The organism is Granulicella sp. dw_53 (assembly GCF_018449545.1).
Lineage (GTDB): Bacteria > Acidobacteriota > Terriglobia > Terriglobales > Acidobacteriaceae > Edaphobacter.
On record NZ_JAAVUR010000013.1, the window covers coordinates 42,602 to 60,168 of the forward strand.

19 protein-coding genes are annotated in these 17,567 nt (G+C 57.8%); 6 read left to right on the forward strand and 13 right to left on the reverse strand.

Annotated elements, in window-relative coordinates:
• Nucleotides 1-2: 2 nt before the first annotated feature.
• The 5 genes from HB393_RS18545 to fdhD all read right to left on the reverse strand — a co-directional run bounded on the left by HB393_RS18545 (nt 3) and on the right by fdhD (nt 3,366).
• Nucleotides 3-401, reverse strand: a complete 399-nt coding sequence (locus HB393_RS18545; protein WP_345945305.1) for an anti-sigma regulatory factor — start codon at nt 399-401, stop codon at nt 3-5.
• Nucleotides 388-789, reverse strand: coding sequence for an STAS domain-containing protein (locus HB393_RS18550; RefSeq protein WP_213806693.1), 402 nt, complete (start codon nt 787-789; stop codon nt 388-390). Before HB393_RS18550 ends, HB393_RS18545 begins: the two co-directional genes overlap by 14 nt.
• Nucleotides 790-1,671, reverse strand: coding sequence for an STAS domain-containing protein (locus tag HB393_RS18555; protein ID WP_213806694.1), 882 nt, complete (start codon nt 1,669-1,671; stop codon nt 790-792).
• Nucleotides 1,672-2,017: 346 nt separating this feature from the next.
• Entirely contained in the window at nt 2,018-2,401 is a 384-nt protein-coding gene (locus HB393_RS18560) for a hypothetical protein (protein WP_213806695.1), read from the reverse strand.
• Nucleotides 2,398-3,366 (reverse strand): formate dehydrogenase accessory sulfurtransferase FdhD, encoded by a 969-nt coding sequence (gene fdhD / locus HB393_RS18565; RefSeq protein ID WP_255551341.1) that lies wholly within the window; start codon nt 3,364-3,366, stop codon nt 2,398-2,400. The genes HB393_RS18560 and fdhD overlap by 4 nt, the downstream gene beginning before the upstream one ends.
• A gap of 301 nt (nt 3,367-3,667) precedes the next feature.
• Between fdhD and HB393_RS18570 the strand changes: the two genes are divergently transcribed.
• Both HB393_RS18570 and HB393_RS18575 read left to right on the forward strand, forming a co-directional pair.
• The gene (locus tag HB393_RS18570) at nt 3,668-4,150 is read left to right on the forward strand and encodes a DUF4149 domain-containing protein (RefSeq protein ID WP_213806697.1); all 483 of its coding nucleotides are present in this window, start codon (nt 3,668-3,670) and stop codon (nt 4,148-4,150) included.
• A 91-nt stretch (nt 4,151-4,241) separates the two neighbouring features.
• Nucleotides 4,242-4,982, forward strand: coding sequence for a ZIP family metal transporter (locus HB393_RS18575; RefSeq protein ID WP_213806698.1), 741 nt, complete (start codon nt 4,242-4,244; stop codon nt 4,980-4,982).
• Nucleotides 4,983-5,003: 21 nt separating this feature from the next.
• Here HB393_RS18575 and HB393_RS18580 read toward each other — a convergent pair whose 3' ends face one another.
• The 4 genes from HB393_RS18580 to HB393_RS18595 are packed head-to-tail and all read right to left on the reverse strand — an operon-like array spanning nt 5,004 to nt 9,758.
• Nucleotides 5,004-6,590: an NHL repeat-containing protein gene (locus HB393_RS18580; protein ID WP_213806699.1), complete on the reverse strand. Its 1,587-nt coding sequence runs from the start codon at nt 6,588-6,590 to the stop codon at nt 5,004-5,006.
• Between the two features lie 37 nt (nt 6,591-6,627).
• Nucleotides 6,628-7,539: a fumarylacetoacetate hydrolase family protein gene (locus tag HB393_RS18585; RefSeq protein ID WP_213806700.1), complete on the reverse strand. Its 912-nt coding sequence runs from the start codon at nt 7,537-7,539 to the stop codon at nt 6,628-6,630.
• Complete coding sequence (locus HB393_RS18590) at nt 7,536-8,876, reverse strand: enolase C-terminal domain-like protein (RefSeq protein WP_213806701.1); 1,341 nt, start codon at nt 8,874-8,876, stop codon at nt 7,536-7,538. The genes HB393_RS18585 and HB393_RS18590 overlap by 4 nt, the downstream gene beginning before the upstream one ends.
• A 51-nt stretch (nt 8,877-8,927) precedes the next feature.
• On the reverse strand, nt 8,928-9,758 hold the full coding sequence (locus HB393_RS18595) for an SDR family oxidoreductase (RefSeq protein ID WP_345945306.1): 831 nt from the start codon (nt 9,756-9,758) through the stop codon (nt 8,928-8,930).
• A 586-nt stretch (nt 9,759-10,344) separates the two neighbouring features.
• On the opposite strand from HB393_RS18595, the gene HB393_RS18600 reads away from it, so the two are divergent.
• On the forward strand, nt 10,345-11,217 hold the full coding sequence (locus HB393_RS18600) for a hypothetical protein (protein ID WP_213806702.1): 873 nt from the start codon (nt 10,345-10,347) through the stop codon (nt 11,215-11,217).
• Nucleotides 11,218-11,307: 90 nt separating this feature from the next.
• The gene (yihA, locus tag HB393_RS18605; protein ID WP_213806703.1) at nt 11,308-11,919 is read left to right on the forward strand and encodes a ribosome biogenesis GTP-binding protein YihA/YsxC; all 612 of its coding nucleotides are present in this window, start codon (nt 11,308-11,310) and stop codon (nt 11,917-11,919) included.
• Nucleotides 11,920-12,222: 303 nt separating this feature from the next.
• On the opposite strand, the gene HB393_RS18610 is transcribed toward yihA, so the two are convergent.
• The 3 genes from HB393_RS18610 to HB393_RS18620 form a co-directional block, all read right to left on the reverse strand.
• The gene (locus HB393_RS18610) at nt 12,223-12,594 is read right to left on the reverse strand and encodes a cupin domain-containing protein (protein ID WP_213806704.1); all 372 of its coding nucleotides are present in this window, start codon (nt 12,592-12,594) and stop codon (nt 12,223-12,225) included.
• A gap of 157 nt (nt 12,595-12,751) precedes the next feature.
• The gene (locus HB393_RS18615; RefSeq protein ID WP_213806705.1) at nt 12,752-14,098 is read right to left on the reverse strand and encodes an inositol-3-phosphate synthase; all 1,347 of its coding nucleotides are present in this window, start codon (nt 14,096-14,098) and stop codon (nt 12,752-12,754) included.
• 114 nt (nt 14,099-14,212) lie between these two features.
• On the reverse strand, nt 14,213-14,851 hold the full coding sequence (locus HB393_RS18620) for a DedA family protein (protein WP_213806706.1): 639 nt from the start codon (nt 14,849-14,851) through the stop codon (nt 14,213-14,215).
• A 122-nt stretch (nt 14,852-14,973) separates the two neighbouring features.
• On the opposite strand from HB393_RS18620, the gene HB393_RS18625 reads away from it, so the two are divergent.
• A complete protein-coding gene (locus tag HB393_RS18625; protein ID WP_213806707.1) occupies nt 14,974-15,807 on the forward strand; it encodes a chlorite dismutase family protein in 834 nt (277 codons plus the stop codon).
• A gap of 7 nt (nt 15,808-15,814) precedes the next feature.
• Entirely contained in the window at nt 15,815-16,588 is a 774-nt protein-coding gene (gene nth / locus HB393_RS18630; protein ID WP_213806708.1) for an endonuclease III, read from the forward strand.
• A gap of 140 nt (nt 16,589-16,728) precedes the next feature.
• On the opposite strand, the gene HB393_RS18635 is transcribed toward nth, so the two are convergent.
• Nucleotides 16,729-17,508, reverse strand: a complete 780-nt coding sequence (locus HB393_RS18635) for a uroporphyrinogen-III synthase (protein ID WP_213806709.1) — start codon at nt 17,506-17,508, stop codon at nt 16,729-16,731.
• Nucleotides 17,509-17,567 lie beyond the last annotated feature (59 nt).

Genomic DNA, 17,567 nt, shown 5'->3' on the forward strand with positions numbered 1-17,567 from the left:
AGTTACTTCCATCGCGTCACAGTAATAGTCGTCCCTTGACCTGGTGTGCTCTCAATCTCAAATTCGTTCATCAGCCTCTTACTCCCGCCAAGCCCAAGACCCATCCCCTGCTTGCTCGTATATCCATCCGAGAGAGCGAGCTTAATGTCGGGAATTCCTGGCCCTTTGTCCGAAAATTTCAGCCTCAGGCCTTTGCGGATGCCATCCACGACCTCGGAGATCTCGAGTTCTCCCCCGCCACCGTGTTCCAGCGTGTTACGTCCTAACTCGCTGGCAGCCGTCACCACCTTCGTCTGCTCTACGAGGCTAAATTTAAGCTGTGTCGTCCAGACACGGACCCGCTGCCTCACAAAGACCACATCGGAGGAATCTTTGATGGGGAGCATTTCAGTCTTGTTCACTATCCCCGTCATAGTCCTCACCATTCCGATAGTCGATAACCGTTTCCTTCAGGTACTCCATCCCAGACTCAACGTTAAGAGCCGTCCGGATGCCCGGCAACGACATGCCAAGCTCCACAAGCGTGATGGCCACCGCCGGCTGCATACCGACAACAACCGTCTGAGCGTCCAAGACCCTCGCCATCGATGCAATGTTAGCCAGGGTGCGTCCGATGAACGAATCGACGATCTCCAAAGACGAGATATCGATCAATACGCCCTTTGCGCCGACATCGGCAATCTTCGCCGTCAAGTCGTCTTGAAGCGTCAGCGCGAGTTTGTCATGCATGTCCACCTGAATGGTAACCAAAAGAAAGTTGCCCATCCTCAAGATCGGAATTCGTTCCATTTACTGCTCCCGCGCGCCAGACAGAACCGGGCCGTTAGATTTGCTATTACGCGTCACGCTGCGACCGCTGCGCTCCAGTGCCAAACGAAAGGCATCCGAGAGCTTAGCCTTCGTAATCACATCCTCAAGATTAATTCCGAGGTGGACGATGGTCTGTGCAATCTGGGGTCGAATTCCGCTGATAATACACTCAGCTCCCATAAGCCGTGCAGCAGTGATGGTCTTCAGAAGGTGTTGCGCGACCAGCGTATCAACTGTGGGAACGCCTGTGATGTCGATGATGGCAAAGCGGGAGTTTGTCTGCACAATCGCTTGGAGCAACGATTCCATCACAATTTGGGTTCGCGCACTATCGAGCGTCCCGATCAAAGGAAGCGCGACGATACCGTCCCAAAGCGTCACAACCGGAGTTGAGAGCTCAAGCATCTCTTCTTGCTGGCGGACAATCACCTGATCTCGTCCGTGAATATAACTATCCGTAGTATGCAACGCTAGCTTATCGATGAAGTCGTCCACTGCAGTGATCTCAGAGAAGAGCAAATCGACATCATTTTTATGCAGCTTCAGTGCCAGACCAAAAATAGGACCCTTCAGCGACAAGATGAACATTGCCGTCTCTGATGGAGTAAACCCTTGAACCGCTCGAGTGGTAGACAAGCTTGCCAACAGATCCTTAAGGGGCTGCCAAGGTGGCGAATTCAGATTATCCAGCGCAGCTTCCCCCGGAGCATCACAGATCATTGTGAGAACTTCCGCAGCTTGTGACTTCAACTCCCGGTCGTCAATCAAGTCCCGTCTTCGAATACCGCCTTTAATTCCTTCCAACCATTCTTGAAGCAGGGACTCTTGGTTCCTGCGAACTACGTCCAGTACATTCGCCATTTAGCTCTCCGGGAGTTGCATCTTCGTTGACGCGCCAAAAATCTCAACTCTATGATTCTACAGAAATTGAGATTTGGCGCTTATGTGGAATTTTGACGGACTGGCGTGCGATAAAAAAGCGATCCTTCGGCTGAGGGTCCCTCAACTTGCAATTTGGCACATTGCCAGATACACAAGAGCACTAGGGACAATGAAAGGTCCCGGTAGGCACGGACAGACCCCAGCTCGATTAGAGTTCCTGGCATGAGACGACAGGCAACACGAAAGTCAACGAATAGTAGAAAAGAACTCCCGGAAGATGTCCTACAGCGCCTCATCGAGTCTGCGCAAGGCTTCCGAGGAACCCTCAACAAGCGGCGCCGATCTCTGGATTGGCGAACGTATCGTGATTCTCAGCGTCACTCAGGTCCAGACAGGCGAAATCCTTCTCCACGATGATCTCCAACTCCCCATGCTCCCCAATATCGACGGTCGCGTAGATCCCAACCTGATTGGTCTCCGCCCAGGACTTAGCTTGATCCACTGGAAGAACAATGGATACTTCAGGAAACTCGTGGCGAATTCGCACGCCAGCTTGCCCTGCTTCGGTCTCAAGCGAGTAAGTCAACATGGCCCGACTATCAGAACTGAAATGAATCGTCTCCTCAATGCGGCCAATTTCGATCAGTTTTGTGACCTCTGAACGCAAGAGCCTCAACCGAATTGAATTTCCTTTGATACGCAACTTCATAAGTTTTCCTTTACTCCAAAATCACCCACGATACGTTCTGCGCCCTGATAGACATTGAAATGATCGCCACGCAAGAACCCAACCAGGGTCATATCAAACTCCTTCGCAACTTGAACGGCAAGACTCGAAGGAGCGCCTACAGAGACGACCATCGGAATTCCTCCCATCAGGGCCTTTTGTAATAGTTCAAAGCTCGCTCTGCCAGATAAAAAAAGCAGCCGATCGTGCACCGGCGTCCGATCCGCAAGAAACTCTGCACCCAGTAGCTTATCCACCGCGTTGTGTCGCCCAACATCCTCGCGAATCGAGTGAAGATGCCCCTCAGCATCAAACATTCCAGACGCGTGTAAGCCGCCTGTTCTATCGAAGACCTCCTGTGCGGCCCGCAGCTTGTCCGGAAGTGAGCACAGAACATGAGCCGATACTTGAAAACGGTTGAGATATCTTGGCGGACAAACGGTGCGGAGAGCGAGTAAAGAGGCCTTCCCGCAGATTCCGCAACTGGACGTCGTATAGAAATTGCGCTCCAGGTTAGCCAAACTGACTGAAACGTCAGGAGCGAGGTCGACTCGCACTACATTTCGTTCGGGCTGATAGGGCAGGATCAAATCCTCTGAAAGGGAAGGTTCTTCGGACCGTAGGTCCGAGGCTCGGCCTGCAACATAGCTGATCTCGCCAATGTCCGCATAATCACTGACGACCCCCTCCGTCAAAAGGAATCCTGCAACCAGCTCAAAGTCGTGTCCCGGAGTTCGCATGGTAACCGATATGGACTTGGTCCGCCGCGAATCCGCCGGCCCATACCCGAGTTGAATCTCGAGCGGCTCTTCCACCGCAAGGACATCCTTTGCGGTATGGGCCTCATCGCCTTTGAATCGGCTCACCAGCGTTTCAACGGTACTGCGGTCACGCAAGGGTCTCGAAGAGGTTTCATCTTCTAAGATCTCGCGCTGATTGGGGATCATGCTAACCATCCTTTGTCCATGAGATGCGCGTGGGTCGGATCACGCTTCATGCGCTAAATGGTTCGCCTGGAATGTGACATCTCAAACGTCTAACGCCATCTCACAATCCGTTGATGTACGCTGATGCCATGGGTCGCCTGTAATGGCAATCCTCGCATATGCTTACATGGCGCAAGGTTCTCTATGGCCGGACGGAGATGGCTTCCGGCAGTATTTCGCGGCATTTACCAATTCAGACTGAATTCCACTGTTTGGGGGTACACATTTGATACAGACTGTACTACGGGCTTTGCGGCTGTTAATGATAGTTGCCTGGGTCGGAGGACTGATCTTTTTTGCGTTTGTCGTGGCTCCGGTTGCGTTCCATAGCCTGACGAACTCCCATGATGCCGGGTTAGTGGTAGGAGGAACGTTACGGGTACTACACTGGATCGGCCTCATCGGTGGTGGTGTCTTTTGCCTGGCAACCGCATGCCTTTGGCTCTGGGCCGAGGTGCCGGCACGAGTCAGTTTCGCGATCCAACTGGCTCTGACCCTGGTAATGCTGATAGGCACTGCATACTCACAGTTCAGGATTCTTCCCGCGATGGAGGTTGATCGGATCAATGCGGGCGGAAATGTGAATGCCGCAGACGTCTCGAATCCGTCTCGATTGGACTTTGAACGCCTGCATATCCTGTCGGAGCGGCTGGAAGGACTGGTGCTGTTCTGCGGTCTGGGAGTGGTCTATCTGTTATCGCGTGAATCTCAGTGGCCCGAGACGGGTAAAATCAAGAAGATATGACACATGAATGGATCGTGTTCTGGCTCGCCGGGCGAATTTTGATGAAGGATGGCGTCGGCTTGCAGCTTCCTACTCGCCGCGGCGACTGAAAATGAGCAGGTTCGGGAGTACGTTTTGGCTGACTCTGGCACTCGGGTTTGGGGCTGGGCTGGCGGATTATGTAGGTGGCGCGCTGCTGGTGCGACGAGCCCCGTCAAGACGGGCGTTGCGGTACATCATGGCGCTGGGCGCAGGTTTTATGGTCGCGGCAGTCCTTCTGGAGATGGTGCCGGAAGGTCTGGAGGTGAATCCACATTGGGGCCCTTTATTGGTGCTGGTAGGGTTTTGCGGGGTCCATCTGCTGGAGCATACGTTAGTGCCGCACTTCCACTTCGGCGAGGAGTCACACGAGCACTCTCATGTATCGGGACGGACGAGCTATAAGGTCCTGCTCGGACTAGCCACACATACTTTTTTCGATGGAATCGCGATCGGGTCGGGCTTTGTGGTCTCAAGATGGCTGGGATGGGTGCTTTTCTTTGCGGTTTTCCTGCACAAGATACCCGAAGGATTCACCGTAGCCAGTGTGATGCTCGCCGGAGGACAGAGTCGCAGGGCGGCTTTGAACTCGGCGCTCTTCCTGGGTGTGATGACAGTGCTGGGGGCAATGGCAATTAGCCTTCAACCGACATGGGTACGGGAGGGTTTGCCGCTGGCCGCCGGAGTGACACTGTACGTGGCCGCGACGGACCTGGTTCCAGAGGTAAACCGCGAACCCGGAATTCGGATGGCATTGGTGTTCTTTACCGGCGTGGTGATCTTCTTCTTGCTACGTCTGATCGGGCCGGTTTAGCAACGCAATTACGACCAAAGACTACTGAAGAGTTACGGTAACCGTGGCGGAGTGGGTGAGGACCGCACCGGCTGGACTCGTTGCAGTTCCCGTAACAGTTACTGTGTAAATCTTGGGTGGGGCCGAAGATTGGGAATTACCGGAGTTTACGCGAGCCCCGCAGCCTGTAATAGCGACGATAAGCAGCGACAGCAGAGCAATGGAACGGTGACGGCGGGAGCCCCGAACCCATAGAAGCGGTAAGAGCAAGGCCTCGAAAGCAGCGCAGGGATCGCTGCATCTGGAAGACAATGTCGCGGCAGCCTTGAGGGTAGTGAGGGTTAGGGTGAAGGTGTTAGAGACAGGTCCTGGAGGAAGATACGTAGGACTAAATGTGGCCACAGTATTCGGAGGAAGGCCGCTCGCGGAGAGAGTGATAGCGCTGTTGAGCGTTCCCTGGGTCTGTGTGGCAAAAGCATAGCTCGCAGTTCCTCCTGTAAGAAGAGTCTGGGAGGCAATGCCAGTAGTGGTGAGAGTAAAGTCAGTTGGAGTTTGGACTGGAGGCGGAATGGACGAACCCAGAGCCGCAACGGTCTGGATGGTATTGTCTGCAGAGACTTGGCGGATGTGACCATTGTGGGCGTCGGAGAACGTAAGAAGACCTGCGGGGGAGACGCTAACGGCCGTAGGACTGTCGAGTGAAGCCGATAGAGCGGGGCCAGAATCGCCGGCAGAGCCCTGCACGCCGTTGCCGGCGAGGACGGCGATCAAGCCAGTTGTGGCGTCGATGCGGCGAATCCGGTGATTGCTGGTGTCGGCGATGTAGACATTGCCACTGGAGTCAAGGGAGATGCCATGGGGAAGAGTCAGAGGACCGGGAACTCCGTTGCCGGCGATAGTAGTAATCAAGCCAGTTGCAGCGGTGACCTTCCGGATTCGATGGTTGTGAGTGTCGGAGAGGTACAGATTCTGGGATACGTCGACGGCAAGCCCTTGCGGCGAGTCGATGGCGGCAGTGACGGCAAGACCAGAGTCTCCGGAAAAGCCCTGAGTGCCGTTGCCAGCGATGGTAGTGATCAGACCGGTAGTGATGTCGATGCGGCGGATGCGGTGATTGCCCGAGTCGGCGATGTAGAGGTTTTGGTTGACGTCGAAGGCAAGAGCCGTGGGGAGATTGAGATGAGCGGCGGAAGCTAAACCTGCATCGCCGCTGAAGCCTGGAGTGCTGCCTGAGATGGTGGTGAGGATGCCTGTGGAGAGATTGAGCCGGCGGATGCGGTGATTATGAGTGTCGGCGATGTAGAGATTCTGATTGGCGTCTAGCGCTAGACCTTGCGGGGAGTCGAGTTGCGCTGCGGTGGCAAAGCCGTTGTCGCCGGAAAAGCCTTGGGTGGCAGTTCCGGCGATCACGGTGAGGACGCCGTTCGGAGCGAGCTTGCGAATGACGTGATTGGCGGTCTCGGCGAGGTAAAGATTGCCTTGAGCGTCAAAGACAATGGCGGATGGAAGGATGAGTGGAGCTGCGGGAATCGTTTGGGACGTGGCTCTGACGGCAAGCAGCAGAAAGAGCGCCAGCCGGAGGCGGGCGAAGACGGGACAAGGTGGGCTTGAGATACTCTGCGGACCCATAATGAGTTGAATTAAATAATCGAGTTTAGGTGAGAGATCATGGCTCCGCGATCGTGGAGTTGCGCAGACTGCCTAGTTTCTCAATGGTAATAACGATCTCTTCGTTGGGCTTGAGCCAGCGTTTTGGCGTGCGGCCGAGACCTACTCCTTCGGGAGTACCTGTGCTGACGATGTCTCCGGCTTCGAGGGGCGTAATACTGGAGATATAGGCGATGAGCGCGGGGATCTTGAAGATGAGATCGCTGGTGTTGGAGTCCTGCAGAGTCTCGCCGTTGATGGTGAGGGAGATGCGAAGGTTGTGAGGATCGGAGACCTCGTCAGCGGTAGTGATGGAGGGACCAATCGGGGTGAAGGTGGGAAAGGATTTGCCGAGGTTCCACTGGCTGGTCGAGAGCTGGATGTCGCGGGCGCTGACATCGTTGACGATAGTGTATCCGAGCACGTAGTCCATGGCGAACTCTAACGGAATCTGATAGCCGGGCTTACCGATGACAAAGGCGAACTCGGCTTCATAATCAGGCTCAGTGCTGATCTTCGGGAGGATGATGGAGACATCAGGTCCGATGACGGAGCTTGAGAGCTTGAGGAAGACAGTTGGAACTTTTTGAACGGGCAGGTTCGATTCGACGGCGTGTTTATGGTAATTGAGGCCGATGGCAAAGACACGGGGCGGACGGGGAATAGGAGCGTGGAGCGTCACAGCGGAGAGGGGGATACGAGAGGCTTTGGGAAGCTTCGCGGCGACCTCTTCCAGGGCTGGCTTCCCTGCTTCGATGAGCTTGAGGAGGGTTGGATAACCGAGGGAGGAGAGATCGGCGACCTCGTTGTCGAGCAGAACTCCTGGAGTTGGGTTGTCGATGCCTAGAGTGGCAGATGCAACGGAAGTCGCGGGATCCTTGGATTGAGTTCCTGCTGCTTCGGCTCGGGTGGAGAAGGTGACGAGTTTCATGCGTTGCTCCTTGATTCGCCCTGGGATTCGTTCCAGGGTTCTGTCCAGGCTTCACCGTTGGGATAGGCGAAGCGTGTGAGGGATTCGGGCTTGATCTGGATGCTGTATCCAGGAGCAGTGGGAAGCTGATAGTGGCCGTTGCGGATGACGACGGGATCGAGGAAGTGTTCGTGGAGGTGATCGACGAACTCGATGACTCGATCTTCGAGAGACGCAGAGACGCTTAGAAAATCGAAGGCGGAGAGGTGTTGGACGTACTCGCAGAGGCCAACGCCGCCGGCATGGGGACAGACTGGAATATTGAACTTCGCGGCCAGGAGGAGGATAGCGAGGTTCTCGTTGACTCCGGCGACGCGGCAGCTATCGAGTTGGAGGACGTCGATGGCCTGGGCTTGCAGGAGCTGTTTGAAGATGATGCGGTTCTGGACATGTTCTCCGGTGGCGATGCGGGTTGGTGCGGCTTCGCGGCGGATGCGGGCATGGCCGAGGATGTCGTCGGGGCTGGTTGGCTCCTCCATCCACCAAGGGTCAATTGGGGCGAGATGGCGGGTGCGGCGGATGGCTTCTTCGACTCCCCATTTCTGGTTGGCATCGACCATCAGCTTGTTGGACCAGCCGATCTCTTCCCGGACGATGCGGCCGCGGCGAAGGTCCTCTTCCTGATCGCCTCCGACCTTGAGCTTGAAGTGAGTCCAGCCTTCGGCGAGGGCCTCTTTACAGAGGCGGCGAATCTTCTCTTCGGAGTAGCCAAACCAGCCTACCGAGGTGGTGTAGGCCGGATAACCGCTCTGCTGGAGCTTGGCGAGGCGGGCTGGTTTGCCTGTGTTGTTGGCTCGCTTGAGGATATCGAGAGCCTCTTGGGGAGAGAGAGCGTCGTCGATGTAGCGGAAGTCTACGGCGGTTAGGAGCTGCTCGGGCTCCATGTCGGCCAGGAGCTGCCAGAGAGGCTTGGATTCGGCCTTGGCGTAGAGGTCCCAGACTGCGTTGATGAGGGCTCCGGTGGCGAGGTGAATGACGCCTTTCTCAGGGCCCAGCCAGCGGAACTGGGTGTCGTCGGTGAGCTGGCGTCCGAAGGCGCGGAGGTCGCTGGTGAGCTCTGCCAAGGGGCGGTTGACTACGTAGCGGGTGAGGTATTCGAGGGCCTGGACGACGAGATCTGTGCCTCGTCCGAGGGTGAAGGTGAGACCGTGGCCTTCGAGGGCGGAGTTGGTCTCGAGGATGCAGTAGGCAGCGGAGTAATCGGGGTCTTTGTTGACGGCGTCGGAGCCGATGTGGTCTCGGGAGGTGGGAAAGCGGAGGTCGATGACGCGGGCGCCGGTGATCAGGATTTCATTCAAGAGCGGAGCTTCCCTTTCGTTGAGTGATGCGATGCGGGATGAGAGGAGGGATTATGCCGCAGTCCAACCGCCGTCGATGGGGATGACGGCTCCGTTGATGAATTCGGCTTCGCGGGAGCAGAGGTAGCGGACCAGGGAGGCGATGTCCTCGGGGGTTCCCAGGCGGCCGATGGGCTGGCGGGCGACCAGTTCCGCGCGAGTCTTTTCCTTCTCGTGGGAGTGGTACTTGTCGAGGTAGCCCTCGACGAAGGGGCTTTGGACGGTGCCGGGGGCGATGCAGTTGATGCGGAGTTCTTTCGGGTAGTCGACGGCGATCTGGCGGGTGATGGCGAGGACCGCTCCCTTGCTGGCGCAGTAGGAGAGGCGCTGCTTGACGCCGACCATTCCGGCGACAGAACCGAGGTTGACGATGCTGCCGTGGGAGGCGAGGATGAGCGGGAAGGCGGCTTGCGTGACCAGGAAGACGCTGTGGACGTTGACGTTCATGACGCGGGCGAAGTCGTCTTCGGTGGTGTTGGTGATATTTCCTACGCCGGCGATCCCGGCGTTGTTGACCAGGATGTCGAGTTGAGGAATTTGAGCGATGGCGGCGCCGACCGAGGTGGCGTTGGTGACGTCCATCTGGATGGCCTTTGCGCCGGGGAGTTCGGTGGCCAGGGTCTGGGCTGCTGTGAGGTTGAGGTCGCCGATGAGGACTTGCGCGCCTGCGCGGGCTAGTTCACGGCAGGTTGCGGCACCGATTCCGCTGGCCCCTCCGGTGATGAGTGCGATCTTGCCGTCGAGACGAAATGCTTCCGAAGATATGGTTTCCACGCTAGACATAGTAATTGGTTTGACGTAATTGGTTTGACGGCGCGGGATGTGTCCCGGGGTACGGCTCACAGACCCCCTCCCCCCCTAAATGACCCAAAATATTCATTTTAGGTCATTTAGCTTAGGACTATGGGGCCCATGCCCTGCATCAGGGTTTCCTGCATAACCATTGATGGTGCTTGGGTTATGCCACTTCAGCCAGGACATTGCTTCGACCGATGACGAATTGAAAAAGAACTACTTCACCTCCGCACTTAGCGGATGTGCCCTGCGAGTGTTCTGACTTGATTTGATTCCTACTTCTATTTTAGTGAGTGCAGCATAACTTAAGTGCCACTTTCATCTGCCTGATAATGATAGGGTTAGCTCAACTTAGGGCTTGACAACCTGTTTTGCCCGGGAACTGTCGCCAAGAATCTGTAAATCTCTGTCAGCGTTAGGGTTATGATGAGCTGCGATTCGTCGAGGGCGGGCAGGTTGTTGCTGGTGATTCGATTTCTGGTTGCGGAATCAAATCAGCGATGCAGAACAACGGCTTAAGGTAGGACGCCATCTGAGAGGATGTATGTCGCACTCCGTTTGGCTGCTTGGTGTTTTGAGATGCTCTATGACTTTTCAAAGAGTTGGCGGAGATGCTTCTAAGGAGAACGAATTTATGAACGTGAAAACGACTCAACTGCTATTGGCGTTATCGTTGGGCGCGGGGATGATTCTGGGCGGATGCAAGAGCAGTCCTCCCCCTGCTGCTCCTGGGACAGCCGCGGTGACGAACCCCGATGGCTCGGTCACAAATCCCGATGGGTCGGTTACCTATCCGGCGGGAACAGCCCAGGCGCGCCAGGCGCAGGGGACCAAGAACTCCGATGGGTCGATCACGAATCCTGACGGGTCAGTCACTTATCCGGCTGGGACGTCCGCTGCACAGAACGCAGCTCCTCCGCCGCCCGCGCCGAGCCAGCCAGCGGTACAGAGTTCAGCTCCTGCTCCGGTCGCATCTGCACCTCAACCTGCACCGCGCCCCGCTCCAACGGTTCGGCGAGTGCCCAGCGGGACTCGGGTGGTTGTCTCCATGTCGGAGACGATCAGCGCGAGCAAGAACAATGCGGGAGACAGCTTTAGCGGTGTGCTGGCTGAGTCTCTCCAAAATGCCGGAGGTGGCGTTGTGTTTCCGCGAGGGACGCGGGTTTCGGGAACGGTGGCTGCAGCGAAGGGCCGGGGACGGTTCAAGGGGGCGGGCGACCTTGCACTCGAGTTGACTTCGATCGGCGGGCAGAGTGTCCGGACGACTGAGTATGAGAAGACCCAGGCTGGCAAGGGTAAGCGTACTGCCGGGTTGATCGGTGGTGGCGGCGGCTTAGGCGCGATCATCGGCGGTCTGGCGGGTGGTGGCAAGGGCGCCTTGATCGGCGGTCTGGCTGGCGCCGGTGCAGGTACTGCTGCTTCGGCTTATACCGGCAATAAGGACGTTATCATTCCGGCTGAATCGAGGGTGCCGTTTACGCTGACGGCTCCTCTAACCGTGCGGTAGTTCGAAGCTATCATGTTTTTGAAGAAGCGCTCTCCGCATCTTGCGTAGGGCGCTTTTTTGGCTTTCAGATAAGAGCGGTAGACTCAAAGGATGCGTTTGAGTCCTGTGTTTCTGCTGTCGGCCACCGATGTTGCGCACTTCCCTGCTGAGTCGAAGACTTTTGGCGCGCCGGAGATTGCATTTCTGGGGCGGTCCAACGTTGGGAAGTCGTCGCTGATCAATGCGCTGCTGGGATCCAAGCAAGCGCATACGTCGTCGACGCCGGGGCGGACGCGGGCGATCAACTTCTTTGCGCTCCACGAAGGCGCGGGCGAGAAGATGAAGCAGAGGCCGACGATGATCTTTGCGGACTTGCCGGGGTATGGGTATGCGAAGATCTCGAAGTCGATCTCGGCGGAGTGGCCAAAGTTTATTGAGCCTTATCTGTCGGAGCGGGAGACGCTGGCGTTGGCGATCTGCCTGGTGGATACGAATATTCCGCCACAACCTAGCGATAAGCAGTTGATCGATTACTTCAAGCAGACACAGCGGCCTTATCTGGTGGTGGGGACTAAGGGGGATCGGCTGTCGAACAATGTGCTGGCGAAGAGTATCGCCACGTTGAAGCGGGAGCATGGGGTGGATGAGGTGCTGGCAGTTTCGGCTAAGACGGATGTGGGGACTAAGGCGCTTTGGGCCAGGTTGTTGGCTGTGACGGAGTAGGGTTGGTGGCGGCGGGAGAATGCTCGTACGGCTGAGTTGAAAGTTTACAGCCCACCCTTCGCGAGAGACAAAGGCGCGAAGGATGGGGCACCCGGTCGGTTGGGGCTTTGATAGGAAGGCGGTCGGGCTTTCGCCCGATACCCCACCCTATTTGCGATGAGACTGCAAAAAGGGTGGGGCACCCGGTTTTGTGCTGCTCCGTTTTGGCTGGGGAAGGTGTTCTCGCCCGGTGAGGGTATTGGTTCCCTAACCATCGGACGATCAGGCACCCTCGGGATGGGTCACCCGGAGATTTGTGAGGTTTTAGACGTGAGCGCCGTTGGGGGCTGTGAAGTATTCGTCCTCGATATTGCCGGTGTTTCGCGTTGCGGCGGGTTCGAAGACCAGGACTTCGGCTTCGGTGTCGGCGGCTGTTCTGTGCTCAATTCCGCGGGGGACGACGATGCCCTGGCCTGGGCCTAGTTCTACGATTCGGTCCCGGAACTCTACTCTGAAGTTTCCTCGCCAGACCAGGAACATCTCGTCTTCCTGCTCGTGCTGGTGCCAGGGGAATGTTCCTTCGAACTTTACGATCTTTAGCTCTTGACCGTTGAGTTCGGCGATTACTTTTGGTCGCCAGTGTTCTACTACTTTTTCGAATTTTTCTGAGAGGTCGAAGGAGTTTGAGTTGGGCATGGTGCCTCTTTTTCTGTCTTTGATTTTACTGGGTGATTGGGCTGGGGGAGGAAGGCGGTCGTGCTTACGCACGGTGCCCCACCCTATCCGACGATGAGACTGTCGGATAGGGTGGGGCACCCGGTTTTGTGGCTTTCCTTGGGCTGCTGTTTGTTTGTTATTCGGCGTGGGTGTAGTAGTCGAGGCCGAGGTGGGTGATGAGGGTTTCGCCCATAATGTGGCGGAGGGTGTTTTTGAGCTTCATGGACTGGATGAAGAGGTCGTGCTCGGGGTAGACGCCGGGGGCGGTGTCGGGGTCTTTGAAGTAGAAGCTGAGCCACTCCTGGATGCCCAAATCGCGCAGGCTGGGGGTGCGGGCTGCGAGGTCCATGAAGAGGCAGAGGTCCAGGGCGAGAGGCGCGGCGAGGATGGAGTCGCGGCAGAGGAAGTCGACCTTAAGCTGCATCGGGTAGCCGAGCCAGCCGAAGATGTCGATGTTGTCCCAACCTTCCTTGTTGTCGCCGCGGGGCGGGTAGTAGTTGATGCGGACCTTGTGATAGAGGTCCTTGTAGAGGTCGGGGTGGAGTTCGGGCTGGAAGATGTGTTCGAGGACGCCGAGTTTCGAGACTTCCTTGGTCTTGAAGGAGTCGGGGTCGTCGAGGACTTCGCCGTCGCGGTTGCCGAGGATGTTGGTGGAGTACCAGCCGGAGACGCCGAGCATGCGGGTCTTGAAGGCGGGGGCGAGGACCGTCTTGATGAAGGTCTGGCCGGTCTTGTAGTCCTTGCCGCAGATGGGTGCGTTCATCTTGCGGGAGAGCTCATTGAGGGCGGGGATGTCGACGGTGAGGTTGGGTGCGCCGTTGATGAAGGGGATGCCTTCCTTGAGGGCGGCCCAGGCGTAGAGCATGGAGGGGGCGATGTTGGGGTCGTCTTCGACGAGGCCGCGCTCGAAGGCTTCGAGGGTCTGGTGGACGGCGGTCTGCTCGAGGTAGATCTCGGTGGAGCCGCACCAGATCATGACCTGGCGGTCGGTGCGGGTCTTGAACTCGGCGATGTCGTTGCGGATCTGGTTGGCGAGGTCGCACTTGTTCTTGCCGGTCTTTACCTTCTGGCCGGTGAGGCGCTTGACGTAGTGCTGGTCGAAGACGGCGGGCAGGGGCTCGATGGATTCGAGGAAGGGACGGATCTGCTCGAGCTGGTCGCGGTCGAGGACCTGGGCGGTCTTGGCGGCGTCGTAGAGGTTGCCACCGAAGATGTCCCAGCCGGTGAAGACGAGGTCGTCGAGGCTGGCGAGGGGAGCGAAGTCCTTGATGAGAGGGCTGCGTCCGTCGGTGCGCTTGCCGAGGCGGATGGTCCCCATCTGGGAGATGGAGCCGATGGGCTTGGCGAGACCCTGGCGGATGGCTTCCACGCCGGCGATGAGGGTGGTGGCTACGGCTCCCATTCCTGGGATCATGATGCCGAGTTTTCCTGTTGCAGGCTTGATGCTGGCCGCGTCCTGCGAGGCGGCTCCTTGAGTCGACATTCCTGGCGTTACCCTTCTGTGAGTCAATTTCCGTTACGTGCGGAGATTTCAGTATTGCTCACAGGCGCAAGGGGGCGCAAATGCTTGATGCGCAAAGGCTTACGTAACCGATAACTATGCCGGGTCGGCGCTAATGCGATTCTTCCAGTGTGTCCAGACGAACCAGATGATACCGGCGAGGAGGACGATTTCGACGCCGAGGTGGAAGCGGTGGAAGATGGCTTTGAAGCGAGGATCGGTCTCCCATTTGTCGCCGAGCTTCATGCCGACCCAGGCCAGAGCGAGGCACCAGGGCCAGGAGCCGATGAATGTATAAGCGTGGAAGCGAAGCTGAGGCATACGGGCGATGCCGGCAGGAAGGGCGATAAAGGTGCGGACGACGGGAAGGAGGCGTCCGACGAGGACGGTGATGCCACCGAAGCGCTGGAAGAAGTGCTCAACGCGGTCGAGGTCGTGGCGGCTGAGAAGGACGAAGCGGCCGAAGCGTTCGATGGCAGGACGTCCGCCCCAAGCACCGAGCCAGTAGGCAGGGATGGAGCCTAGATTGCAGCCGATGGCTCCGGCGGTGGCGACCCAGAAGAGCTTGAGTTGGCCGGTGTGGACGAGGTATCCGGCGAAGGGCATGATGATTTCGGAGGGGAGAGGGATGCAGGCTGACTCGATCCCCATGAGGAGCGCTACTCCGAAGTAGCCACCGGCAGAGATGACAGCAATGATGAAGCTCGCAAGGACGGTAATGATTCGCTCAGACATGCAGTTGCAGTATACGGGTGAAGCGTGAAGCGGGAATGAGCTAGCATGGTAGGTGGCGTTCTTATACGCCCTTTTAACACAACGCAAGTGGGAACAGGTTCCCGGAGTTGAGGAGAGATTTTATGGCAGAGAGCGCAGTTGTACCGGCCACAGAGGCCAAGAGTTCCACAGGCGAAAGCACGGCTTCGGCAGCAGCGGTACCGGTAACTTCGGGACGTCCGGCTAGCAGCTATGGCGCGGCGCCGCATGATCCTTCCAAGCCACCGGTGAAGCGGCAGATTGTGTGTTTCAGCTTCTATAAGGTGATGCCGGAGTGGAGACGTCTTCCGGCAGAGGAGAAGGCAGCGCAGAAGGAGGCTTTTGCGGCGGCGCTGGCCAAGTGGAACAAGCCGGGAGAGTTTCTTTCGCTGACGTATTCGACGATCGGGACGCGAGGCGATGTCGATATGTGCGTCTGGTCGATTGGGTATGCCGTCGATGAGCTGAACCAGATGCGCAGCGAGCTATTAGGGACGGCGCTGGGTGGGTATTTGAACTCGCCGCATAACTTCCTGGCGATGACGAAGCGGTCGCAGTACCAGATCGACCGTGAGGATGAGAGCGAAGGCGAAGGACGCGGGGCGATTCGTCCGGGTGGACAGAAGTACATCTTCATCTATCCGTTCTGGAAGACGAGGCCGTGGTACTTGCTGCCGATGACGGAGCGGAAGCGGCTGATGGATGAGCATATTCGGATTGGGCTGCTGTATCCGCGGGTGAAGCTGAATACTACTTATTCGTTCGGCATCGATGACCAGGAGTTTGTGGTGGCGTTCGAGACGAACTTTCCGGAAGACTTTCTGGACCTGGTGCAGCAGCTTCGGGAGACGGAGATCAGCATGTATACGCTGCAGGACACGCCGATCTTCAGCTGCGTTCGGCTGCCGGCGATGGAGATGTTGAACCGTCTGGGATAAGGGTGCGATGGCGACGAAGCAGGTGATTCAACCAGTGAGACGGGTCGGGATGGGACCCGAAGGGGCGAAGGCGCGGGCGATTGCAAAGAGCGAGCCTGTGGCTCCAAAGGCTAAACGCGGAAAGACGGTGCGGCCGCTGGCTCCGGAGCGGGTGGCGGCGATTCTGGATGCGCTGGCGAAGACGTATCCCGGGGTGGTTTGCGCGCTGAATCACAAGAGTGCGTGGGAGTTGACTGTTGCTACGATTCTTTCGGCGCAGTGCACGGATGTGCGGGTGAATCTTGTTACTCCGGCGCTGTTCAAGGCGTTTCCTACGCCGAAGGCTATGGCTTCCGCTTCCCTACCAGAGATCGAGGAGTTGATTCGGACGACGGGGTTCTTTCGGGCGAAGGCGAAGAACATTCAGGGCGCGGCGCGCATCGTGACGGAGGAGTTTGGAGGGAAGGTTCCGAACTCGATGGAGGAGTTGCTGCGGCTGCCGGGGGTGGCACGGAAGACGGCGAATGTAGTGCTCGGGAGCTGGTTTGAGATTGCGGTGGGGATCGTAGTTGATACGCATGTGCTGCGGTTGACGCGGCGGTTGGAGCTCACGAAGGAGACTGAGCCGGTGAAGGTGGAGCGGGATCTGGTGAAGATCATTCCGCAGACACGGTGGATCGCGTTCTCACATGAGCTGATTCATCATGGGCGGCAGATCTGCGTGGCGAGGAAGCCTAGGTGTGCGGATTGCACGCTGGAGAGGCTTTGTAATTCTTCGGATAAGACCTGGAGCTCGCACTAGCTGCCGGTCTGATCTTGCTTTTGAGACTGGGGAAGGAAGGCTGTCGTGCTGCGCACGATACCCCACCCTATTTGCGATGAAGCTGCAAAAAGGGTGGGGCACCCGTTTTTGTGGTGGGGCCTAAAATTTCGGCAGCATTGTTATTTTGCGAAGTGGGTTTGGAGGGCTTGGACCAGGGCTGGGATGGTGGCTTCGGTAGCTTCGAGGTGGGGAGAGTAGCCGAGGTCGCGGAGGGCGCTGGAGGTGATGGGGCCTATGGAGGCAAGGGCGACTGACGGCGGTAGGGTGAGGTCCGCGGCTTCAAGGAGAGCGAAGAGGTTGGTGGCGGTGGAGGCGCTGGTGAAGGTGATGGCGTCGGGGTAGTTCTGTGGGGAAGCGAAGAGGTGTTGCAGGGCTGGGACGGCGTCGGGTGGGACCTGATTGCGGTAGGCGTCGGCGATGGTGAGGTGAGCACCGGCGGCGGTGAGGGCTTCGGGGAGTGTGTCGCGGGCTTGCTCGGCGCGGACGAGGAGCATGTTGGCGGGAGCGTCGGGCGAGAGGCCGGTCTGCGGGAGCAAGGCTTCGGCCAAGGATTCGGCTACGTAGCGGGATGGGATGAGGTCTACCTGCAAGCCAATGGCTTCTACGGCGCGGGCGGTGGCCGGGCCGATGACGGCTATGCGGCGAGGAATGGCGGTGAGATGGTGGAACTGGGCGCGGCGGTGGAAGGCGTCGACCGCGTTGGCGCTGGTGAAGATGAGCCAGTCGTAGGAGCGGATCGCGGCGAGGGCGGCGTCGAGGGCGCTGAAGGACTCGGGCGGAGCGAGTTCGATGGTGGGGATGAGAATCGGCGTGGCGCCGAGGGCTTCCAGTTGGGTTGCGAGCGTGGAGGCTTGTTGACGGGTGCGGGTGATGAGGATGCGGCGTTTAGCAAGAGACATCTGCTGAAATTGTAGCTGGAGGGTGGTGGTTGCGCGATGGAGTTGGCCCGATATGCTTC

Bases quoted from the DNA above. Each gene is read 5' to 3' on its own strand.
- HB393_RS18550 (WP_213806693.1), bottom strand. From the start codon at position 789: ATGGAACGAATTCCGATCTTGAGGATGGGCAACTTTCTTTTGGTTACC.
- HB393_RS18555 (WP_213806694.1), bottom strand. From the start codon at position 1,671: ATGGCGAATGTACTGGACGTAGTTCGCAGGAACCAAGAGTCCCTGCTT.
- HB393_RS18560 (WP_213806695.1), bottom strand. From the start codon at position 2,401: ATGAAGTTGCGTATCAAAGGAAATTCAATTCGGTTGAGGCTCTTGCGT.
- fdhD (WP_255551341.1), bottom strand. From the start codon at position 3,366: ATGATCCCCAATCAGCGCGAGATCTTAGAAGATGAAACCTCTTCGAGA.
- HB393_RS18570 (WP_213806697.1), top strand. From the start codon at position 3,668: ATGATAGTTGCCTGGGTCGGAGGACTGATCTTTTTTGCGTTTGTCGTG.
- HB393_RS18575 (WP_213806698.1), top strand. From the start codon at position 4,242: ATGAGCAGGTTCGGGAGTACGTTTTGGCTGACTCTGGCACTCGGGTTT.
- HB393_RS18580 (WP_213806699.1), bottom strand. From the start codon at position 6,590: ATGGGTCCGCAGAGTATCTCAAGCCCACCTTGTCCCGTCTTCGCCCGC.
- HB393_RS18585 (WP_213806700.1), bottom strand. From the start codon at position 7,539: ATGAAACTCGTCACCTTCTCCACCCGAGCCGAAGCAGCAGGAACTCAA.
- HB393_RS18600 (WP_213806702.1), top strand. From the start codon at position 10,345: ATGAACGTGAAAACGACTCAACTGCTATTGGCGTTATCGTTGGGCGCG.
- yihA (WP_213806703.1), top strand. From the start codon at position 11,308: ATGCGTTTGAGTCCTGTGTTTCTGCTGTCGGCCACCGATGTTGCGCAC.
- HB393_RS18610 (WP_213806704.1), bottom strand. From the start codon at position 12,594: ATGCCCAACTCAAACTCCTTCGACCTCTCAGAAAAATTCGAAAAAGTA.
- HB393_RS18615 (WP_213806705.1), bottom strand. From the start codon at position 14,098: ATGTCGACTCAAGGAGCCGCCTCGCAGGACGCGGCCAGCATCAAGCCT.
- HB393_RS18620 (WP_213806706.1), bottom strand. From the start codon at position 14,851: ATGTCTGAGCGAATCATTACCGTCCTTGCGAGCTTCATCATTGCTGTC.
- HB393_RS18625 (WP_213806707.1), top strand. From the start codon at position 14,974: ATGGCAGAGAGCGCAGTTGTACCGGCCACAGAGGCCAAGAGTTCCACA.
- nth (WP_213806708.1), top strand. From the start codon at position 15,815: ATGGCGACGAAGCAGGTGATTCAACCAGTGAGACGGGTCGGGATGGGA.
- HB393_RS18635 (WP_213806709.1), bottom strand. From the start codon at position 17,508: ATGTCTCTTGCTAAACGCCGCATCCTCATCACCCGCACCCGTCAACAA.